Origin of the sequence: Kibdelosporangium philippinense, from assembly GCF_021390435.2 — a bacterium.
Classification (GTDB): Bacteria; Actinomycetota; Actinomycetes; order Mycobacteriales; family Pseudonocardiaceae; genus Kibdelosporangium; species Kibdelosporangium philippinense.
Genome location: NZ_JAJVCN010000003.1, coordinates 2,226,638 through 2,245,525, shown reverse-complemented (window position 1 = coordinate 2,245,525; position 18,888 = coordinate 2,226,638). Strand labels below are relative to the sequence as shown.

The 18,888-nt window shown below is 64.9% G+C and carries 16 protein-coding genes and 1 tRNA gene; 10 read left to right on the top strand and 7 right to left on the bottom strand.

Annotation, left to right across the window (positions count from 1 at the left end; translation table 11 throughout):
- The first annotated feature begins 88 nt into the window (after positions 1–88).
- Complete coding sequence (locus LWC34_RS42620; RefSeq protein WP_233730875.1) at positions 89–673, top strand: GNAT family N-acetyltransferase; 585 nt, start codon at positions 89–91, stop codon at positions 671–673.
- Here LWC34_RS42620 and LWC34_RS42615 read toward each other — a convergent pair.
- From LWC34_RS42615 to LWC34_RS42600, 4 genes are read right to left on the bottom strand one after another with little or no spacing between them, the layout of a single operon-like run.
- Positions 624–1,448, bottom strand: coding sequence for an ABC transporter permease (locus LWC34_RS42615; RefSeq protein WP_233730874.1), 825 nt, complete (start codon positions 1,446–1,448; stop codon positions 624–626). The two genes, LWC34_RS42620 and LWC34_RS42615, sit on opposite strands and share 50 nt — an antisense overlap.
- Entirely contained in the window at positions 1,445–2,329 is an 885-nt protein-coding gene (locus LWC34_RS42610) for an ABC transporter permease (RefSeq protein ID WP_233730873.1), read from the bottom strand. The genes LWC34_RS42615 and LWC34_RS42610 overlap by 4 nt, the downstream gene beginning before the upstream one ends.
- Positions 2,330–2,384: 55 nt before the next feature.
- Positions 2,385–3,401, bottom strand: coding sequence for an ABC transporter ATP-binding protein (locus LWC34_RS42605; RefSeq protein ID WP_233730872.1), 1,017 nt, complete (start codon positions 3,399–3,401; stop codon positions 2,385–2,387).
- Positions 3,401–4,564, bottom strand: coding sequence for an extracellular solute-binding protein (locus tag LWC34_RS42600; protein ID WP_233730871.1), 1,164 nt, complete (start codon positions 4,562–4,564; stop codon positions 3,401–3,403). Before LWC34_RS42600 ends, LWC34_RS42605 begins: the two co-directional genes overlap by 1 nt.
- Before the next feature lie 356 nt (positions 4,565–4,920).
- Between LWC34_RS42600 and LWC34_RS42595 the strand changes: the two genes are divergently transcribed.
- A tRNA-Arg gene (locus LWC34_RS42595) sits at positions 4,921–4,994 on the top strand.
- A gap of 81 nt (positions 4,995–5,075) precedes the next feature.
- On the opposite strand, the gene LWC34_RS42590 is transcribed toward LWC34_RS42595, so the two are convergent.
- Together LWC34_RS42590 and LWC34_RS42585 are read right to left on the bottom strand one after the other, a co-directional pair.
- On the bottom strand, positions 5,076–6,662 hold the full coding sequence (locus LWC34_RS42590) for an ABC transporter permease (RefSeq protein WP_233730870.1): 1,587 nt from the start codon (positions 6,660–6,662) through the stop codon (positions 5,076–5,078).
- Positions 6,659–7,546 carry an ABC transporter ATP-binding protein gene (locus LWC34_RS42585; RefSeq protein ID WP_233730869.1) on the bottom strand — a complete coding sequence of 296 codons (888 nt, stop codon included), beginning with the start codon at positions 7,544–7,546 and terminating at the stop codon, positions 6,659–6,661. The genes LWC34_RS42590 and LWC34_RS42585 overlap by 4 nt, the downstream gene beginning before the upstream one ends.
- Before the next feature lie 93 nt (positions 7,547–7,639).
- On the opposite strand from LWC34_RS42585, the gene LWC34_RS42580 reads away from it, so the two are divergent.
- The 7 genes from LWC34_RS42580 (at position 7,640) to LWC34_RS42550 (ending at position 15,437) form a co-directional block, all read left to right on the top strand.
- Positions 7,640–8,149 (top strand): GbsR/MarR family transcriptional regulator, encoded by a 510-nt coding sequence (locus LWC34_RS42580; protein WP_233730868.1) that lies wholly within the window; start codon positions 7,640–7,642, stop codon positions 8,147–8,149.
- A gap of 9 nt (positions 8,150–8,158) precedes the next feature.
- The gene (locus LWC34_RS42575; protein WP_233730867.1) at positions 8,159–9,835 is read left to right on the top strand and encodes a DUF885 domain-containing protein; all 1,677 of its coding nucleotides are present in this window, start codon (positions 8,159–8,161) and stop codon (positions 9,833–9,835) included.
- 175 nt (positions 9,836–10,010) lie between these two features.
- On the top strand, positions 10,011–11,153 hold the full coding sequence (locus LWC34_RS42570; RefSeq protein WP_233730866.1) for a thioester domain-containing protein: 1,143 nt from the start codon (positions 10,011–10,013) through the stop codon (positions 11,151–11,153).
- 62 nt (positions 11,154–11,215) lie between these two features.
- Positions 11,216–13,162, top strand: coding sequence for an FUSC family protein (locus LWC34_RS42565; RefSeq protein WP_233730865.1), 1,947 nt, complete (start codon positions 11,216–11,218; stop codon positions 13,160–13,162).
- Positions 13,163–13,235: 73 nt separating this feature from the next.
- Positions 13,236–14,651, top strand: a complete 1,416-nt coding sequence (locus tag LWC34_RS42560; RefSeq protein ID WP_233730864.1) for a zinc ribbon domain-containing protein — start codon at positions 13,236–13,238, stop codon at positions 14,649–14,651.
- A 1-nt stretch (position 14,652) separates the two neighbouring features.
- Positions 14,653–14,847, top strand: coding sequence for an antitoxin (locus LWC34_RS42555; RefSeq protein WP_233730863.1), 195 nt, complete (start codon positions 14,653–14,655; stop codon positions 14,845–14,847).
- A complete protein-coding gene (locus LWC34_RS42550; protein WP_233730862.1) occupies positions 14,844–15,437 on the top strand; it encodes a putative glycolipid-binding domain-containing protein in 594 nt (197 codons plus the stop codon). The genes LWC34_RS42555 and LWC34_RS42550 overlap by 4 nt, the downstream gene beginning before the upstream one ends.
- Before the next feature lie 108 nt (positions 15,438–15,545).
- On the opposite strand, the gene LWC34_RS42545 is transcribed toward LWC34_RS42550, so the two are convergent.
- The gene (locus tag LWC34_RS42545; RefSeq protein ID WP_233730861.1) at positions 15,546–17,330 is read right to left on the bottom strand and encodes a fibronectin type III domain-containing protein; all 1,785 of its coding nucleotides are present in this window, start codon (positions 17,328–17,330) and stop codon (positions 15,546–15,548) included.
- A gap of 131 nt (positions 17,331–17,461) precedes the next feature.
- On the opposite strand from LWC34_RS42545, the gene LWC34_RS42540 reads away from it, so the two are divergent.
- A complete protein-coding gene (locus tag LWC34_RS42540) occupies positions 17,462–18,850 on the top strand; it encodes an IS1380 family transposase (RefSeq protein WP_233724823.1) in 1,389 nt (462 codons plus the stop codon).
- Positions 18,851–18,888: the final 38 nt, after the last annotated feature.

Here is an 18,888-nt window from a genome sequence, read left to right as displayed (position 1 = left end):
CGACTGCCTAAGACGATGTCGCGGCACGGGCAGGGGCCGCGTCGGCGAAAACTACGTAGATCGGCTGCGTACGTGATGGACTGGGGGTGTGCTCGCAACCAGGTACTACCTCCAGCAGACCAGTCCCGACCAGCTGAAACCCGCGAAGAAACCGGACATCGACGTCCAACTCGTGCGCTCGGCGGAGCCGTCACCCGAGTTCAACCGCTACCTGTACACGGCCGTAGGCAGCGATTGGTACTGGGCGTTCCGGCTGGGCTGGGACTGGCAGCAGTGGATGGACTGGCTCACCGAGCCTGGCCACGAGACCTGGGTGGCGTGGGTTCGTGGCACGCCAGCCGGTTACGCCGAACTCGTCCGCCGGGACGGCGATGTGGAGATCGAGAACTTCGGGCTCGTGCCGTCGTTCATCGGCCGTGGCCTCGGCGGACACCTGCTGACCGAAGTGTTGCGGCGCGCGTGGGAAGTGCCGGGTACGACCAGGGTTTGGTTGCACACCAACACCTTGGACAGCACCCAGGCACTGCACAACTACCAGGCCCGTGGCATGACGGTCTTCCAGGTCGAGGACAATGTCGAGAAGCCACAGGCCGATGGCGCGAAGCTGGAACCGTGGCCAGGGGCTAACCGCGCGGCGCCTCCTTCACCCGTGTCACGAGCTGCGTCGGATTGACGAACTTGAGGGCGATGAGCAGCAGCAACACCGTGGAAAGCATGTATACGACGGCAATCGCGTCCACGGTCTGATCGGCTCGGATCCCCGCCCCGTTCTTGGCCGCGTACAGGGCGACGACCAGTGTCTCGCTGTCGGCGCCCGCGGTCAGGAACGTCAGCTCGAACATGCCGACGGTCCGAACAAGAACCATCACAGCACCAGCCAGAATCCCAGGCAGCAACAACGGTCCCAGCACGCTGACCATGATCCTCGGCGTACCCGCGCCCAAAGTCCGAGCGGCATCCTCGACCCGACGGTCGACTTGTTCGACGAACGGGGTCATGGTCAGCACCACGAAAGGCAGTGACGGCACCAAGTTCGCCAGTACGACCCCGGTCATGTTCCCGCCGAGACCCCACTCGTACAGCAATGTCGCCAACGGGATGCCGTAGGTGATCGGCGGAACGAGCAGTGGAAGCAACAGCAGCAGGCTGACCAGCTTCTTCCCGGGAAAGTCCAGCCGTGCCAGGACGTACGCTGCCGGTGCCCCGAGCAGCACCGAGAACAGCACGACCAGCAGGGCGACCTCCATGGTCACCAGCAGAGTGCCGCCGAGCCCGAATTCCGTCCACGTCTGACCCCACCACCGAAACGTGAACCCGTCCGGCAACCACGTACCGAGCCACACCGTGCCGAACGAGCTGACAAACACCGCGACGATGAGCGCCGCCACGAACACGAGAAACACCGCGACCCCGAACCATGTGAGCCACGCACTGGGAGACAGTTTCATCCCTTACCCCCGGACGCTGGGCCGCGATACAGCAACGAACGCGCCCCGAGCACGAGTACGACGAACACGAGCTGTGCTGCGGCAAGCAACATCGCGACGGCCGATCCCATCGATGGGTCGAGCCGTTCCTGTGCTTCTTGGTAGGCGATCAGCGCGAGCACACGTGACGAGCCCGACGGATCGCCCAACAGGACCGCCGACGGGAACACCGAGAAGGCCATCACGAAGTTCAGGCAGAGTGTGACGGCCGCGCCTGGCAACAACAGCGGGAAGATCACATAGCGGAACCTTTGCCCGCGTGAGGCTCCGAGCGTGGCTGCGGCCGATTCCAGGGACGGGTCGATGCCCGAGGCGTATGCCAGCATCAGCAGGAAGGCGAACGGAAAACCGCTGACCACAAGGGAAAGGAACACGCCCCACCAGTTGTTGGTCAGCCGGACGGGGTCGTCGATCAAGCCGATCCCGAGCAAGGCCTTGTTCAACCATCCGGCCGGGCCCAGCACGTTCAGCATCCCATCGGCGAGGAAGACGGTGCCCAGGCTGACCGGCACGACCAACGCAGCGGCCAGGAGGCGTCGGCCGCGGAATGCTCGGCGCATCCGTATCGCGATCGGAACCGCGGCGAAGACGTTCACGAAGGTTGCCGGGACCGCGATCGTGAGGGTGTTGGCGAGGCTGCTGAAGTAGTAGGGATCGGAGAAGAAGGCCCGGTAGTTGTCGAGCGGGTTGTTGAACCGTTGCGGTGAAAGGGAAAGCTGAATGCCGAAGATAAAGGGGTAGATGAAGAGGACGAGGACGACGATGACCGCGGGCGCGAGTAAGAAGAGGCGAAGGCTCACGCCACGCTCGGCAAGGCGGAGTCGAAGGGCGACGGTGGTCATGGCACGACCACCGCCAAAAGGCTGCGCCTCATGGAGGGCCTCACCGTCATGACCTTCATGACCCGAACACCAAGAGCCGGTCGGGTGTGACCCCTACTTTCACCTTGTCGCCAGGTGCCAGGGCTTCCTCTGACACCGCGTGCAGCGCGAGCCCGGACTCCGTGCGGACCTCCAACAAGAACTGCCGCCCGTGGTACTCCACCACCTCGACCGTCACCTCAATGGCGTTCTGCGCCACCCCGACCCGCAGATCCTCGGGACGGCACATGGCCACCGAAGCCCCATCAACCTGCATGCAACTGGACCACGTGGCATCGGCGAACGTGAACGAACCCCTACCAGGAATCCGGTTACGGAACCCCATGAAATCAGCCACGAACGGCGTGACCGGCCTCGCGTACAGCTCCTCCGGTGTCCCTACCTGCTGGACCCTTCCGTCCTTCATCAACACGACCTGGTCGGCCAGTGACAGCGCTTCCTCTTGGTCATGCGTCACGTAGATCGTCGTCAGCCCAAGCTCCTGGTGTAGCCGCTTGATCTCGGTCCGCATCTCCAGCCGCAGCTTCGCGTCCAAATTGGACAAAGGCTCGTCCATCAGGATCAACGGCGGCCGAAGCACAATGGCCCGCGCGATGGCGACGCGTTGCTGCTGGCCGCCGGACAGCTGCCCGGGATGGGAGTTCGCCAAGTGCTCCAAATGGACCAGTTCCAACGCTTCCAGCACGCGAGAGCGGATCTCCTCCCGGCCAACCCCGCGCATACGAAGGCCGAACGCCACATTCCGCGATACCGACAGGTGCGGGAACAGCGCATAGTTCTGGAACACCATGCCGAAGCCGCGTTTCTCCGCAGGCTGGGTGTCGACGCGCCGGCCGTCCAAGGTGATCTGGCCCGCTGTCAACGGAAGTAGCCCGGCCAGACAGTTCAACGCGGTCGACTTGCCACAGCCGGACGGGCCGAGCAGGGCGATGAACTCGCCTCCGCTGATCGTCAGGCTCAGGCCGTCCACAGCAGCCACAGATCCGAAGGAACGGCTGACCCCAGCCAACGAGAGTTTCCCGAGCGACGGCACTACTTCTTCACCTTGCTTCCGCCGATCTCACGATCCCAGCGCTCGAATGCCGTGACCATGGCGGAGGCGTCCAACGGGGTTTCGATCGGATTGCCCGAGATCAACGCCTCGTACTCCGGACGGCCGAACTTCAGCAGAGCCTTCTGCGAGTCCGCGGGTGCCATCGACAGGGGCACGTCCTTGACCGCGGGACCTGGGTAGAAGTAGCCCTGGTCATACGTCTGGGCCTGGGCTTGTTTGGTGAGCATGTATTTCATCAGCTCGTAGAGCACGTACCGTTTCTCGGCCGACACGCCCTTGGGGACGACCATGTACTGTGCGTCGGCGACCCAGTGGAAGCCTTGCAACGCAGCGGTCTTCATCTCCTTGGGCACCTGGCCGAGGGCTCGCGGGTTTATGTCCCAGCCAGTCGTCGAGACGACGATGTCCCGCGTGCCCTGGGCGAGTTCCTTCATCACCGCGGACGTGCCCGAGGGGTAGTACTCGACGTATCGGCCCAGGTCAGACAGGTACTTCCAGGTCTTGTCCCAGCCAGCAGCGGGGTCCTTGGGGTTGCTGTCGCCGAGCAAATAGGACAGTCCCATGAGGAATGTACGACCAGGTCCGGAGTTCGCTGGACGGGCGTACATCAGCTTGTTGGGATGAGCCTTGGCCCAGTCCAGCAGCTCCTGCGCTGTCTTCGGTGCGTTGGGCACCTTCGCCGGGTTGTACTCGATCAGCGGGCCGGATGGGTAGTAGACCACGATGATTCCGTTGCCCTCGGCCAGTTTCTGCATCCGCTGGGCCGGTTCTCGCAGGGTTGCCTCGAAGTTGCCGAGTACTGGTTTCGCGTTGTCGGCGACCTTCTCCCACAGGCCTTTCGACGCGCCAGCCGCCAGCGCGTCGGTGCCGGTGAGCACCAGGTCGATCTCGACACGGCCCGCTTTCTGCTGCGCGTCGATCTTGCCGGGCAGTTCCGGTGCCGTCGACCGGGTGAACTCGATGCTGCTGACCAGGTCTTTGTGGTCGTCACGGAACTTCTCGATGGCTTTCTGGGTCAGCTGCAGGTTGCCTGCCACGTCCGCGATCGTCAGCTTGACCGGCTGGGTCGGCTTGGTGACCGGTTCGGCCGCGCCGGTCTGCTGCTGTTGCTGCTGTGTGGGGCTGTTTCTGCTCGGGCGCACCGCAGGAGGCCGCTAACAGCGCGGCGCAGCTGATGGCCAGTAACAGCTTCGTCCTCATGGCTCTCCCCGATGGCCTCATTGCCCGGAAACATGGGATGAATACGTTTTCAGCTGTTACAGAGGCTACTGCCGCCGGACCGGCTGGTCCAGACCTCCACCGGCCGAATAATCGGTGGACCGGGCCAGGGTGAATCGGTCATAGTTATTCACGTCAACACCGGAAAGGAGGACGTGAAATGAACTGGTCCGACGACAGGGACATGAGCCTCCGACCAGGTCAGGACGGCTCTCGGCGCTGAGATAAATGCGTCCGAGAGCCGCCGGTCGGGATTCCGATCCGGCGGCTCTTTTCATTAGTCCTCGTAGCTCAGTTGGATAGAGCGCGGCGCTACGAACGCCGAGGCCCGAGGTTCGAATCCTCGCGGGGACACCGCCTGGCACGGCGGGTGATGTGGAGCAACATGTGGTGGGGTGCTGGTGGGTCCGGGTCCGTGCGCCCGGACCCACACAACTATCCGATGTCGCGACGCCGGAAGCCGGTGAGGCCAGCGGCCATCAGCGCTACCGCCACGACCGACAGCCAGATCAGCGGAGCCGCGCTGATGTCGTTGAGCAGCTTCGGCACGTGCGTGAACGGCGAAACGTTCATCAGCCACTGCGGCAACTGCAGCGCCGGGCCGAGCTGGCCGATCAGCCAGAACACGGTCAACGCGGCCCAGCTCCCGATCACGTACCGTGGCGCCAAACCGAAGAGCGCCATGGCGATCCCGGCGACAACCAAGGTCGCGGGCAGCTGAACCAGCGCTGCCTCAAGGACATTGCCGAGCTGGCCGCTGACGTCGTCGACCGAGATCCCGTACGCAAGACCCATCGCGAGCCCCGCGGCGATGAGCATCACGGTCGCCCCAACAACCGCGAACACCAAGTGGCTCAAGGCCCATCGGATCCGGCTGACACCCGTCGCGAGCACAGGCTCCGCCCGCACAGTGGTCTCCTCGGCACGCAGCCGCAAAGTCGCGGCGACCGCGTACACCGAAGCGACCAGGGCGATGATCCCCAGGATCGCGGTCATGAAGGCGTCGATCAGCGCCGACTTGCCGCCCATCTGCTCGACGATCTTGGCGACCTGCGGGTTGTCCTTCACCAGGTCCGTCGCACTGTTGGCGATGCTGCCGAACATCAGGCCCAGCACGATGAACCCGCCCATCCAGCCGATGATCGACCCCCGGTGCAACCGCCACGCCAGGCCGAACGGCCCACTCAGCGAAGCGCTCGCGTCCGGCGGGCCCGGCCGTGGCCGGACCAGACCGGCACCGTGATCACGCCTGCCAACGAGCGCAAAGGCAACGCCGACAAGGACAATGGCCACGACCAGGAGCAAAGCGACGATCCACCAACGGTTTTCGGCATACGGATGAGCCTGCTGCAGCCATCCGATGGGTGAGAGCCAGCTGAGCCAGGTGGCCGTACCGGCATCACCGATCAGCCGCAGCACGAACGCAACCGCGAGAACCAGAACCGCGATCCCTGTGACGGTCCGGGCATTCTCGGCCAGCTGCGCGGCCACGGCTGCCACGGCGGCGAAGGCGATTCCCACTGCTCCGAACGTCATGCCAGCCAGGAAAGACCCGTCCGCAGGCAGGTCCATTCCGGTCAGCCCAGCCGAGATCAGCAACGCCGAGATGACGTTCGCGCCCGTCGCGACAAGCAAAGCCGCGACCATCGGCGCGTTCCTGCCAACGGCAGTCGCACCGATCAGTTCCAGTCGCCCGGCTTCCTCGTCCTGACGGGTGTGCCGGTTGACGGTCATGATGCTCATCAACGTGACCAGCAACGCCCCAGTGATCGCGAGTCGCCACATCACGACCGCGCCGATCGAAGTGTCGTAGACCGTGCCATAGATCGCGGTCATCGCCGGGTTGCTGCCGATCGTGGCCTTCACCTGGACGCGCGAAGCCTCGTCCGGATAGAGCTCGGCGACCGAGCCCGCGGTCGCCAGGACGAGTCCGACCGTGACAAGGATCCAGATCGGCAGCCGGACCCGGTCGAGCCGAAGTGCCAGCCGGATCAGCGATCCGGTTCCTACCAGGGTGTTCATCGAAGCTCATCCTCGTAGTGCCGCAGGAAGAGCTCTTCGAGCGTCGGCGGCTGACTGGTCAGCGACCGCACGCCGAACGTGGTCAGGTGTTTCAGAACGCCGTCAAGCTCGGCAGTGTCCACTTCGAACTTGACGTGGTTGTCACGGGACTGCAGGTCGTGCACGCCCGGCAGCGAGGCAAGGCCGGTCGGCGAGGCAGCCAGTTCCGCCTCGATGGATGTCCTGGTCAGGTGCCGCAGTTCGCTGAGCGTCCCGGTTTCGACGGTACGGCCGTTGCGGATGATGCTCACCCGGTCGCACAGCGCCTCGACCTCGGAGAGGATGTGGCTGGACAGCAGTACGGTCCGCTTGCCCTTCTCCTCCTCGATCGACTCGCGGAACATCGCCTCCATCAACGGATCGAAGCCCGAGGTCGGCTCGTCGAGCAGGAGCAGTTCGACATCCGACGACAGGGCCGCGACCAGTGCGACCTTCTGCCGGTTGCCTTTCGAGTACGTGCGTCCCTTCTTGGTCGGATCGAGTTCGAAGCGTTCGAGCAGCACGGCTTTGCGCTTCGTGTCCAGGCCGCCCCGCAGCCTGCCGATGAGGTCGATGACCTCGCCTCCGGACAGGTTCGGCCAGAGCGTCACGTCGCCGGGCACGTAGGCCAGGCGGCGGTGCAGTTCGGCGGCTTGCCCCCAGGGGTCGCCGCCGAGCAGCTGGGCGGTGCCGGCGTCGGCGCGCAGCAGGCCCAGCAGAACACGGATGGTCGTCGACTTTCCTGCGCCGTTCGGGCCAAGGAAGCCGTGCACCTCCCCCTCGCGGACGGTCAGATCGAGACCGTCGAGCGCGCGCGTCCGGCCGAATGTCTTCACCAGGCCGGACACGGATATCGCGGGTGTCATGACCCAGAAGCTACACTATTTTCACAAATTCATGAAGTTAAGAAAGCGTATAAACTTACGTGTAGCAACCATCTCCCGGGAGAGGATGTCGCGGTGAGCGAGGCCCATGCGACACAGCGCGACACGGTCGCGATCGGACGTTTCATCGAACGGTACGCGGCCATGCTGGCGGACGCCGGGATGCAGCGGATGGCCGCGCGCGTGTTCGTGGCGTTGCTGTGTGAGGACTCCGGCCGGATGACCGCGACCGACATGGCCGAGTCGCTGCAAGTCAGCCCGGCCGCGATCTCCGGCGCGGTGCGCTACCTCAGCCAGGTCAACATGCTCCAGCGGGAGCGTGAGCCCGGGTCCCGGCGCGACTACTACGTGATCAAGGACGACCTGTGGTACGACGCGATCACCCGTCGTGAGCAGACCATGCACCGCTGGGAGTCGACCATGCGCGAGGGGATGGAACTTCTTGGCGAACAGACGCCAGCCGGGTTGCGCTGGAAGGAAACCCTGGAGTTCTACGACTTCATGCACGAACGTTTGCCAACGTTCATGGACGAGTGGAAACAGCGCAGGGCGCAGCTGCACCGCAAGTGGGGCCTCAGCGACTAGTTTCTAGTTATGACGACCACTTCGAGCCAGGCTGACGCGCTGGCGGACGAACTGAGCCGGCTGGGTTTCGACCGCGAACCGATTGGTGCGTCGATCCTCGGCGTGCCCGGATATGACGCCCTCGTCGGCGACCCGTCGGCGGCGGCGGACGAGGCGACCAGGGCAAGTGCGCTGGACATCGCCGGACGTGCCGACGCGGTCGACAGGTCCGGAGTGGACGCCACGGACGCGGTCACTCTTGCCGTGGTGGCACAGCAGGCACGGGCCGTTGTCGACCGGATCGACTCGAAGCTGGCCGAATACACGATCACGGACCTGTTCATCAGCCCGGCGGCCGGACTGCTGACACTGTTGCCGATGACCACGTTGCCGACCGAACAGAAGGCCGCGGACTACCTGACCAGGCTACGAGGGCTGCCCGGCTACCTCGATGGTTACCTGACGCGGCACCGCGAAGGCGTTGCCGCTGGCCGTGTTCCGGTGCAGCACCTGGTGCAGGCCGCGATCACCCACCTCGACCGGTACCTCGCCGCTTCTCCGGCCGACGACGCGCTGCGTAGGGCGCAGCCGCCAGCCGAAGTGGCTGAGTCCTTTGTGGCCGAACGCGACCGGATCATCGACGAGATCGTCCGGCCCGCGTTCGTCAACTACCGGGACACGCTGGCCGCGGAAATCGCGCCGTACGGCCGTTCGGCGGACAAGCCGGGGCTGACCTGGTTGCCCGATGGGGACGAGCTCTACGCCCGGCTGTCCAGAGTGCACACTTCGACCACGCGCTCGGCCGACGAGTTGCACCAGACCGGTCTTGACCTGATCAGTTCGTTGTTCGAGGAGTTCGCCGAGATCGGTTCCCGTGTCTTCGGCACGAAGGACGTCCAGGAGATATACAGCAGGCTGCGCGAAGACCCGGCGTTGCGGTGGAACTCGGCGGAAGAGCTGCTCAGCACGGCACGGACTTCGATCGAACGGGCCGAAGCCGAAGCGCCCAACTGGTTCGGACACGTGCCATCGCACAGCTGCAAGGTCGAACCCGTGCCTGCGGCGGAAGCGCCTGGGGCGCCGATGGCCTACTACCTGCCGCCCTCACTGGACGGTCAGCGCGCGGGCACTTATTTCGCCAACACATATCAGCCAGGGGAGCGGTACAAGCACATCGCCGAGGCCACGGCGTTCCACGAAGCCGTGCCAGGACACCACTTCCAACTGACCATCGCCAGCGAACTGGACAACCTGCCGTTGCTGCGCAGGCTCGCGGATGTCAACGCATACGTCGAAGGCTGGGGTCTGTACTGCGAGCGGCTGGCCGATGAAATGGGCCTGTACTCCGGGGATATCGCGCGGCTCGGCATGTTGGCGTTGGACGCGACAAGGGCCAGTCGGCTGGTTGTCGACACTGGACTGCACGCTAAGGGCTGGTCACGGCAGCAGGCCGTGGACTACATGACCGAGAACGTGCCGATGCCGCCGCTGGAGATCGGGACCGAAGTGGACCGTTACATCGCCTATCCGGGACAGGCACTGTCCTACATGGTCGGCAGGCTGGAGATCCAGCGGATCAGGGCGGCCGCGCAAGCCACGCTCGGGTCACGGTTCGATATCCGGACGTTCCATGATCTGGTGATCGGCAGTGGACCACTTCCTCTTACGGTGCTTGACCAGGTGGTCACCGACTGGGCGACCCGGTAAGGCGTACCCCACATCACAGCGACTTCACAGGGTGGATAGAGTCACGCCGCTGATCGGTGGATATACGCCATGCGGTTTGTCTGCGTACACCGTTAGAGGGAACGTGTCGCAGGCGGCCGCGTAAGCGAATTTCGGGGTAGCTGGGGCACAAACCGAAAATGAGGGAGCACCAAACGTGAGTCGGGTGAAGAAGCTGCGCATCGGCGCCGCTCTTGCTGGTGTGACGGTGACCGCCATGATGGCGTCGGTGACGCCCGCGTCCGCGGGTTCGGTCACCGGCAAGATCGACAAGACGGCCGACGTCAACGGCCCGTTGGTCCTGATGGACGGCATGGAGGTCGACACCAAGCTGATCGGCCTGCGGCTCGACGGCGACAAGGGCGACACGATCCAGACCTACTGCGTCCAGATCGAGCAGGACATCGACGACAAGGGCCCCGGCTACATCGAGGCTGACTGGAACAAGCACCCGCAGAAGGGTTCGCCGTTCCACGACAACTCGGCCAAGATCAACTGGGTGCTGCACAACGGCTACCCGAACCTGAAGGCCGAGAAGCTGGCCGAGAAGGTCAAGGGTGACTTCGAGAACGGGCTGTCGGTCGCCGAGGCGATCGCGGGCACCCAGGCCGCGGTCTGGCACTTCAGTGACAACCGCACGCTCAAGGACGTCCTGGCGCCCAAGAAGGACTACCAGGCGAAGGCGGACAAGAAGGACGTCTTCAGGGTCTACGAGTACCTGACCAAGAACGCGGGCGAGGGCATCTCCACCGAGCCCAAGCCGGTGCTCAACCTCGAGCCGAACAAGCTGACCGGCAAGGCCGACAGCCTGATCGGCCCGTACGTGGTCACCACGACCGCGAAGGACATCACCATCGCGGCCAAGCTGCCCGAGGGCGTCATCTTCAGCGACAAGAATGGCACTGAGCTGCCGAAGGCCGATGTCGCGCAGAAGATCCAGCAGCTGGACAAGTACGAGTTCTACGTGAAGGTTCCCGCGTCGGTGGCCACCGGCAAGGTCGAGTTCACCGTGTCCGGCGAGAGCGAGTTCTCGCTCGGCAGGCTGTTCATCTCCAAGGTCGCCGAGAAGAAGTCGCAGTCGCTGATCCTGGCGAAGACCGAGAACGTCCGGCTGTCCGCGTCGGGTACCGCGGAGTGGGGCGCGGCCCCGAACGAGACCCCGAAGCCGCAGCCGAAGCCGGCCGACAACGAGCTGGCCAACACCGGTGCTTCGGTGCTGATGCCGCTGATCATCGGTGTCGTGCTCGTGGGTGGCGGTGTGGGCGCGCTGGTGTTCAACCGTCGTCGTCGCAAGGCGTGAATTAGCTAGCACTCCAGGCCCGGTGGCGCGTCCACCGGGCCTGGTTTTGTTTAGATGTGCTTGTGGCGACGTCGAAGGCAGCAGGCAAGCAGGTCGCCGCTCCACATTGGCTTGTCCAATTGCTCCGGACGAACAAGCTGCCGGTGCCGTGGAAACGGATCCTCCGGGCTGCGGTCACGATCACCGCGCCGATCGCGATCGGCCTTGCGGTCGGCAGGCTGGACATCGGCGTGCTCGTCTCGATGGGCGCGCTCTGCGGGATCTTCGGCGACGCGGACGGCCCGTACCGCTATCGCGCGAGGCGGATCGGCTGGGCCGCGATCGGCGGCGGGATCGGGTTCTTCTTCGGCAGCCTGGCCGAAGGGCATGGCTTGTGGTCGGCCGCCGTCATCGTGCTGATTGCCGGGGCGTCTGCGTTGATCAGCGCGGGCGGCAACATCGCGTCGCTCTCGGCTTTGCAGATGCTGGTGTTCGCCGCGCTTGGTGCTGGGCAGCCACGTGACACCCTCACGGCCACGTTCTGGTTCGCCGTCGGCGCAGGGCTGGTGTGGCTGCTGGCGATCGCCGCGTGGCCCTTCAAGGCGACCGGGCCGGAACGTGCCGCGGTCGCCGAGGTGTACGACGAAATCGCCGTCATGCTCGCGGCGTCCGGCACGGCAGGGGCACGAGCGGCGAGGCGTGAGCTCACGACAGCCCTCAACAGCGCCTACGACGCCTTGCTGACGGCCCGTTCGCACCTCTCCGGGCGCGACAGGGCGTACCGCAGGCTGATGACGCTCCTGGCCGACACAACGCCTGTGGTCGAGGCTGCGGTCGCATTGGTCAACGTCGGGCGGCAGCCGCCCGCTGAGGTCGTCATCCACATGACCGCGGTCGCCGAAGCGATCCGGCTGGACCAACCACTGCCGCCGGTGCCCGAATTCGAAGAAGCCTCACGGGGCCTGGCCGCGTTGCGGGCTGGGCTGGAAGGGCTTTCTTCGCCAAGCGGCAAACGTGACCACCGGGATCCCGAGGATCACGTGCCGTTCACCGAACGGCTCGCGACGATCTTCACCGGCAGGGTCGCCTGGTCGCACGCGGCGCGCCTGATGCTGTGCATGGCCGTGGCGGAATTTGTCGGTTGGGTGTTCAACCTTCAATACTCGTACTGGGTCGCCTTGACCGTGGCGATCGTCCTCAAGCCAGACTTCGGCTCGGTGTTCGGCCGCGCAGTCCTGCGTGGCGTCGGAACTTTGGTCGGCGTGCTGGTCGGCGCGGCCGTTCTTGGCTTCGATCCACGCGGCTGGATGCTGGTCGTGCTCGTCGCGATCATCGCCGGGGCGCTGCCGTACGGGCGCGACCGCAACTACGGGATCTTCTCCGCGTTCGTCACCCCGCTCGTGATCGTCCAATTGGATCTCGCGCACTCCGGCGACTGGGGCCTTGTGCTGGCAAGGCTGATCGACACGGCACTGGGCTGCGCGATCGTGCTCGTCTTCGGATACCTGTTGTGGCCAGGCAGTTTGCGGCCACGGGTCGGTACGCAGCTGCTGGGCACGCTCGAGTCGCTCGGCAAGTACATCGAGCACGGATTGTCCGGTTCGGACAACCGGGTGAAACTGCGCAGGGAGACCTACCGGCAGCTTTCCGACCTGCGAAACGCCTTCCAGCAGGCCGTTGTGGAGCCGTCAGCCGCTGGCCTGCAAGCGGCCGCGTGGTGGCCGGTGATCGTGACCCTCGAACGGGCGACAGACGCCGTCACCGGACTGGCCGTCGGTATCCAGCGCGGCGCCGAGCCGATCGACTCCGAAGCGATCGAGACCTTGACTGAGGCGGTCGCCGAAGCCGCCGCGTCCATCCGGGAGGAACGTCCACCGGAACGGATGCCGATGCCCGATGTGGAAAGGCTGTCTCGCCTGGTCACCGAGCTGGTGTCGGTGCTGGCCACGCTGCGCGGACCGGACTGGTACACCCGGACGGGCGGGCAAATCGTCCGACGACTGCTGCAGCCGGTGCGCCGTGACCGGTAGCCTGCGAGACGGGCCTGTTAAGAACATGTGACCACTGCGCAGCGCGATCGCGTCACGAAGGGAGGTGTAGTTGATGAAGGTGACGCGTGTGGCATACAGCGCGGATCTGAATGCGAGCAAGTATGCGCGACTGGTCGAGCAGGCTCGCAGGCTTGGGCGGGTACGTAGTGAGGTGTGGCAGAGATACGGATCGGTCTCTGGTGCTCGACTTTCTGACAGACAAATCCGCGACATGTGGCTGGCTGAGGGCACTGCCGCCCGGTTTGGAGTATTGGCCAACGCGTGGAAAGAGACCTTGCGGGACGCGGTCGCGGACATCGCGGCGAACCGTTCTGCCGCCAAGGCGGAAGTTCGCAAGGTAGTGAACGGGTTGGCCATTGACGTTGCCGAGCGCAAACGATTGTTCGTCATGTTGAAATCGGACACTTGGACCGACGATCCGATGCTGTCCAGGCACATGCGTAAGCATTGGCGGCGCGGCCGCAACCGGACGCATGATCAGATCGTGGTTCGATCGGACCAGTACCGAACGTTCACTCTCGCTGATGGTGGCGACGTGTGGCTCGCTGTTCCTGGCCTTGTGCGGCGCCAGATGGTGCGCATTCCCTTGAACACCGCTGTGGCTCCGACGGGGACCTTGCGACTCATCCTGCGCCACCATCGCGTCGAAGTGCACTACCAGATCGATGCCAGCACGCTGAAATCTTCCGCACGTCCTGCGGGCAGCCGCGAGATCGGTATCGACAAGGGATACAGCGAAGTTCTTACCGATTCCGACGGCGTCCACCACGGAACTGAACTTGGCGCTCTGCTCAGTGCTGAGTCAGACCACCGTCGAAACAAGTGCTTGTACCGTGCGAAGATCCGATCGGTCGCTGAGAAAGCCATTGCGGCTGGCGATCGCGGAAAAGCCGAACGGATCGCCCGCAACAACCTTGGTACGGCGAAGCGCCATCGACGGTCGTCTCGCTGGCAGCAGACGGTGCGGACTGCAACTTTCCGCGCGGTGCACGCTGTCGTGGACAAAGCCTCGATGATCGCGGCTGAGGACCTGACTAAGACGTTCACCGGGGACTCGCGTCGTCGCGGCCCGAACGTCAACCGGCGTATGGCGGCATGGACCAAGGGGATAACCGCCGAGGCGCTGGCGAACGTGTCGGAGCGCAGAGGTTCTGTGCTCACGCTGGTCAACGCTGCCTACACCTCACAAGTCGGACCGTGCTGTAGAGCCCTTGGGCGGCGCAGCGGGGACCGTCTTCACTGCACTCGGTGCGGGGTGGTGTGGCACGCAGATCACGCTGCAGCGATCAACGTCTTGCATCGAGTGGGTGACCCCGACATCACCCTGCACACGTCGCATCAGCGCGGGAAACGCATCGTGCAGGAACGGGCCGATCGCCAACCGGATCAGACTGCCGATCCTGGACTCCAGCCATCCTCCGGGGGCGGAGAGCGAATCGTCCGAAGGTCACGAGTAGGAAGCAGATGACATGGGTATTAACTTCGACGAGCTCAAGAACAAGGCGCAGGACCTTGTCAAGGAGCACGGCGACAAGATCGAAGAGGGTGTCGAGAAGGCTGGCGATTTCGCCAAGCAGAAGTTCGGGCACGAGTCCCAGGTCGACGCCGTCGTCGACAAGATCCAGGACATGATCCCGGACAAGCCCGAGCAGGACAAAGCGTGACCACGACGATCACCCGCAAACCCACCATCCTGACCTGGCAGGGCGTCGCGTCGCCCCGGCTCGAGTCGGTCCGGTTACTCGTCGCGGACAGCCGGTTGAAGGCGTCCGGTCGAATCATCGCCGCGGCATCCGACGACGGGCCCGCGTTCAGCGCCTCGCTCGAAGCGACGACCGACCAAGTCGGCGCCTTCGGCCGCCTGCTGATCCGTGCGACCACGGCCGAGGACGAATGCCAGATCTCGGTCACCCGTACCAAGGACGGCCTCTGGCTGGTCGACCGCGGCTCCGGCAGTGAACGCGGCGCGTTCGGCGGTTCGATGGACGTGGACGTCGAGGGCGCGGTGCTGTTCAACTGCCTGGCGATCCGCCGGCTCGGCCTGCACAAGGAAGCAGGCAGCCACGAACTGCCGGTTGTGCACGTGTCCCTGCCGACCTTGACGGTCAACCTCATGCAGAAGACGTACACGACGGTGTCGATCGGCGACGACATGTCCGTCGTGAACTACAAGTACGGCTCGATCGACGTTGACCTGACCGTGGACAGCAACGGGCTGGTGATCGACTACCCCGGCTTCGCCCAACGCGTTTAGTGCCGTTTGCCGTGAAGGCCACCTTCACGGCATCCAACGCGTCAGGGGAGGCCCTCGCGCGTCTAACGCCGCGAGGGTGACCTTCACGGCACTTCCAGGCCCTCGTGCTCAGCGGGGGATCGACCACGTCGTATTGGTGAACCCGGGGGCCACATTCGGATCCGTGCTGACCGCCTTGACCTCAAGGATGTGCGGCCCGGGTTCGAATGCCCCGCTGTTGAGCGCGATGAGCCAGCGCCCGGCCACCGCGGGGCCGTCGACCGCGGTCGGAATCCCGGCCATGCGCTTGTTGTCGATGAAAACCTCGATCCCGGCCAGTCCGGCCTGCGCCGCGCCTTCGTCTCCGGTCACTTCGAGCACAATGCGGCCACGCGACACCACCTCGTTGTTCTCGATCTTCTCCCCGGCAGCGTCCAAGAACCGGGTATCGAACGAGGTCAGCGTGACCGGTGGCCGGACAGCGGGCTGCGGCGGCGGCTCGGCCTGTTCCGGTGAAGGCTTGCTGGCCGGATCCGGGATCAGTTCCAACTCCGCGTGCTGCACAACCGGTGAGATCGCAGGTTTCGCGCCCTGCACGGAAATCCGCAACTCGCGGCGATCGCCAGACAGCACAAGGGCATCAGCCGGAATGTCGGCGACAATCGGAAACCGGTACGAGGGCTCGAATTCGTGTCCATCGACCGCGGGCCGTGCCGGGAAAAGCCGCCCGTTGATGGTCACCGACATCGGCGTCATCTGCTCTCGATGCGTTGTGCGGACAGTCATCCGCAGCTGTCCACCCAGCACGCCGGTCATTGGTTCCGTCCTCGGCGACCTGCCCGTGTTGGTCGACGTGATCCTTGGCGGGGCGACGAAAGCGGGCGTCTGCGCACTGGACAGGCCGATCGCGTCGATGCCGACGTAGGTCAAACCGTTGAACGGCCCAACGAATCCGAACAGTGGTGTCGCCGTTGTCCACGTGGGCACGAACCCGCTGGCGGCGACTTTCGTTCCGTCGCGCCACAATGACAGGCCGTCGGTCCGCAACACGAGTTCCCAGCGGGTGCTCAAGCCAGGCTTCGGTGGGATCTTGACCGCGTCCGCGCCGGGCATCGTGACCGAGTCGGACACCACCTTCACTCGTAACGTCCCCGGTGGAAGGTTGTTGTCGAGCAGGTCCGCTGGCCCGGGGACCAGGTCGAACATCAGGGTGCCGGTCTTGGCCGGGTAGTCCGTTTCGATCATCACCCGGCCGAGTTCGCCGTCGATGTCCCTGAGCTGCAAGGGAGTCCGTGACCGCAGCGCCACGGATTCGTTGCCACAGGCGGCACTGATCACCAGTCTGCGGCTGTCATCCCCGACACCACGGGACATTCGTGCGCAGGCGGCGTTGTTCGCCAGACGCCAGCGTGCCGGGTCGGGTACGACCTGGCCGTCGAAATGGTCGACCAGCGCGTACCGGCTTTCGTCAGGGCGAATGGCGGATGGTCGTTGCCGGGCGCTCGACACTTCCGACTGTTGTCCGAAGGAATCTACGGCGCGTACGCCGATTTGGTATTCGGTGTTGTTGTCGAGGCCGTCGAACTGGATTGTGTTGCCTGCGAGGAGTTGGGTGCGGATCAGGTCTCCAGCCCGTAGCTGCACTTCGTAGCCGGGAGCTTTGGCTGTCCACGTCACCTGTAATCGGTGTGGACCGGGGATGACCGTCAGATTGGCCGGTTTTTCCGGTTTGCCACCAGGTTTCGGCACCAGCGCGACCTCGTCGACATACTCCTTGACGGTCGTCTGGACCGGCGCGGGCGGCAGTGGTTCCGGTTCGGTCGGGCTTTTGTCGGGGCTGCGCAGCACGAGCACCGCGCCGATGACGACCGTTAGGCCACCGAGCGCGTATCCGGCTCGACGCAGACGCTCCACCCAGTCAAGCTAGCCTGCGTCTTTCGCGCGAAATAGTGCGACACGGGCTATAGATGCACGGAAGTGCCGTCCTGCAAGGGAAACTGTTGTTTGCGATGACAGCAGATCCCAAGCAGAAGGGCACTCCGTAGGTGAAGCGTAGCAAGCGGTCGAGGCGGGTCAAGGTCAGTGCTGATGGGCGTGGTGTGGTGTCGCATGCCGGGGTGGGGATGTTGCGGGAGTTGGCCCAGGACACCGGCCTGGTCGCGGGGGTGAACGAGGCGTTGGTCGACACGTATGCCGGTCCGTGGATGCATGCACCAGGACAGGTGTTCGCCGACATGGCCGTGGCCATCGCCGATGGCGGCGACTGTGTCTCGCACATCGAGGTCTTCGGTGACCAGCATGCGGTGTGCGGGCCGGTGGCCAGCATGCCGACCGCCTGGCGGATGCTGGACCGGATCGACGAAGCGCATCTGCCGGGGATACTCGCCGCGCGGGCGGCGGCCCGAGAACGGGCGTGGGCCGCGGGTGCCGGCCCGGACCTGACCGGGCTGCTGCGGATCGATTTCGACGCCACGGTCACGATTTCCCATGCTGAGGACAAGGAGAACGCGGCCAAAACCTGGAAACGGACGTTTGGTTTTCACCCGTTGTTGGCGTTTCTGGACCGCCCAGAGGTCTCGGGAGGCGAAGCACTGGCGGGCCTGCTGCGGGCGGGTAACGCCGGGTCGAACACGGCAGCAGACCACATCGCGGTGCTGGAGCGGGCGTTGGCGTCGTTACCCGCCCATGCCCGGCCACGTCCGGGTGATCCGGACTCGGTGCGGGTGGTAGCCCGCTCGGACTCCGCCGGTGCCACCCTCGCGTTCGCGCAGGCGTGCCGGGAGCGGGGAGTGTGGTTCTCCTTCGGGTTCCCGGTGGATGCCCGCATCCAGGTCGTGGTCGATCAGATTCCCGACCAGGCATGGGAATCGGCCATCGACCGTGCGGGCGGGATCCGGGATGGTGCCTGGGTCGCCGACATCACCGGAATGCTCGACCTGTCGAGTTGGCCTGCCGGATCGAAGGTCATCGTGCGTGCTGAACGTCCCCATCCCGGCGCCCAGTTGAGGTTCACCGATGTGGACGGGCATCGGATCACCGCGTTCATCACCGACATCCCCGACCGGGTCATCCCCGGTCAGACCGCCGGTCTGGAACTGCACCACCGCCAGCACGCCCGGGTGGAAGACCGCATCCGCCAAGCCAAGGCCACCGGCCTGCGCAACCTGCCCTGTCGTGGGTTCGCGGAGAACACCGCCTGGCTGGAGACGTTACTGGCGGCCACTGATCTGGTGTGTTGGGCGAAAATCCTGGGTTTCACCGGCACACCCGTGCTGGCGCGCGCCGAGATCGCTACGTTCCGGAACTTGGTGCTGCACGTGGGCGCCCGAATCACTCGTGGTGCCCGGCAAGTCCGGATCCGCATCGATGAAACCTGTGCCTATGCCCACGCGATCGCCCAGGGCTGGTTGAAGATCCGCGCCGCCTTCACCTGATCCGCACCCCTGTCCCTACGATCGGCAAGAACCGGAGC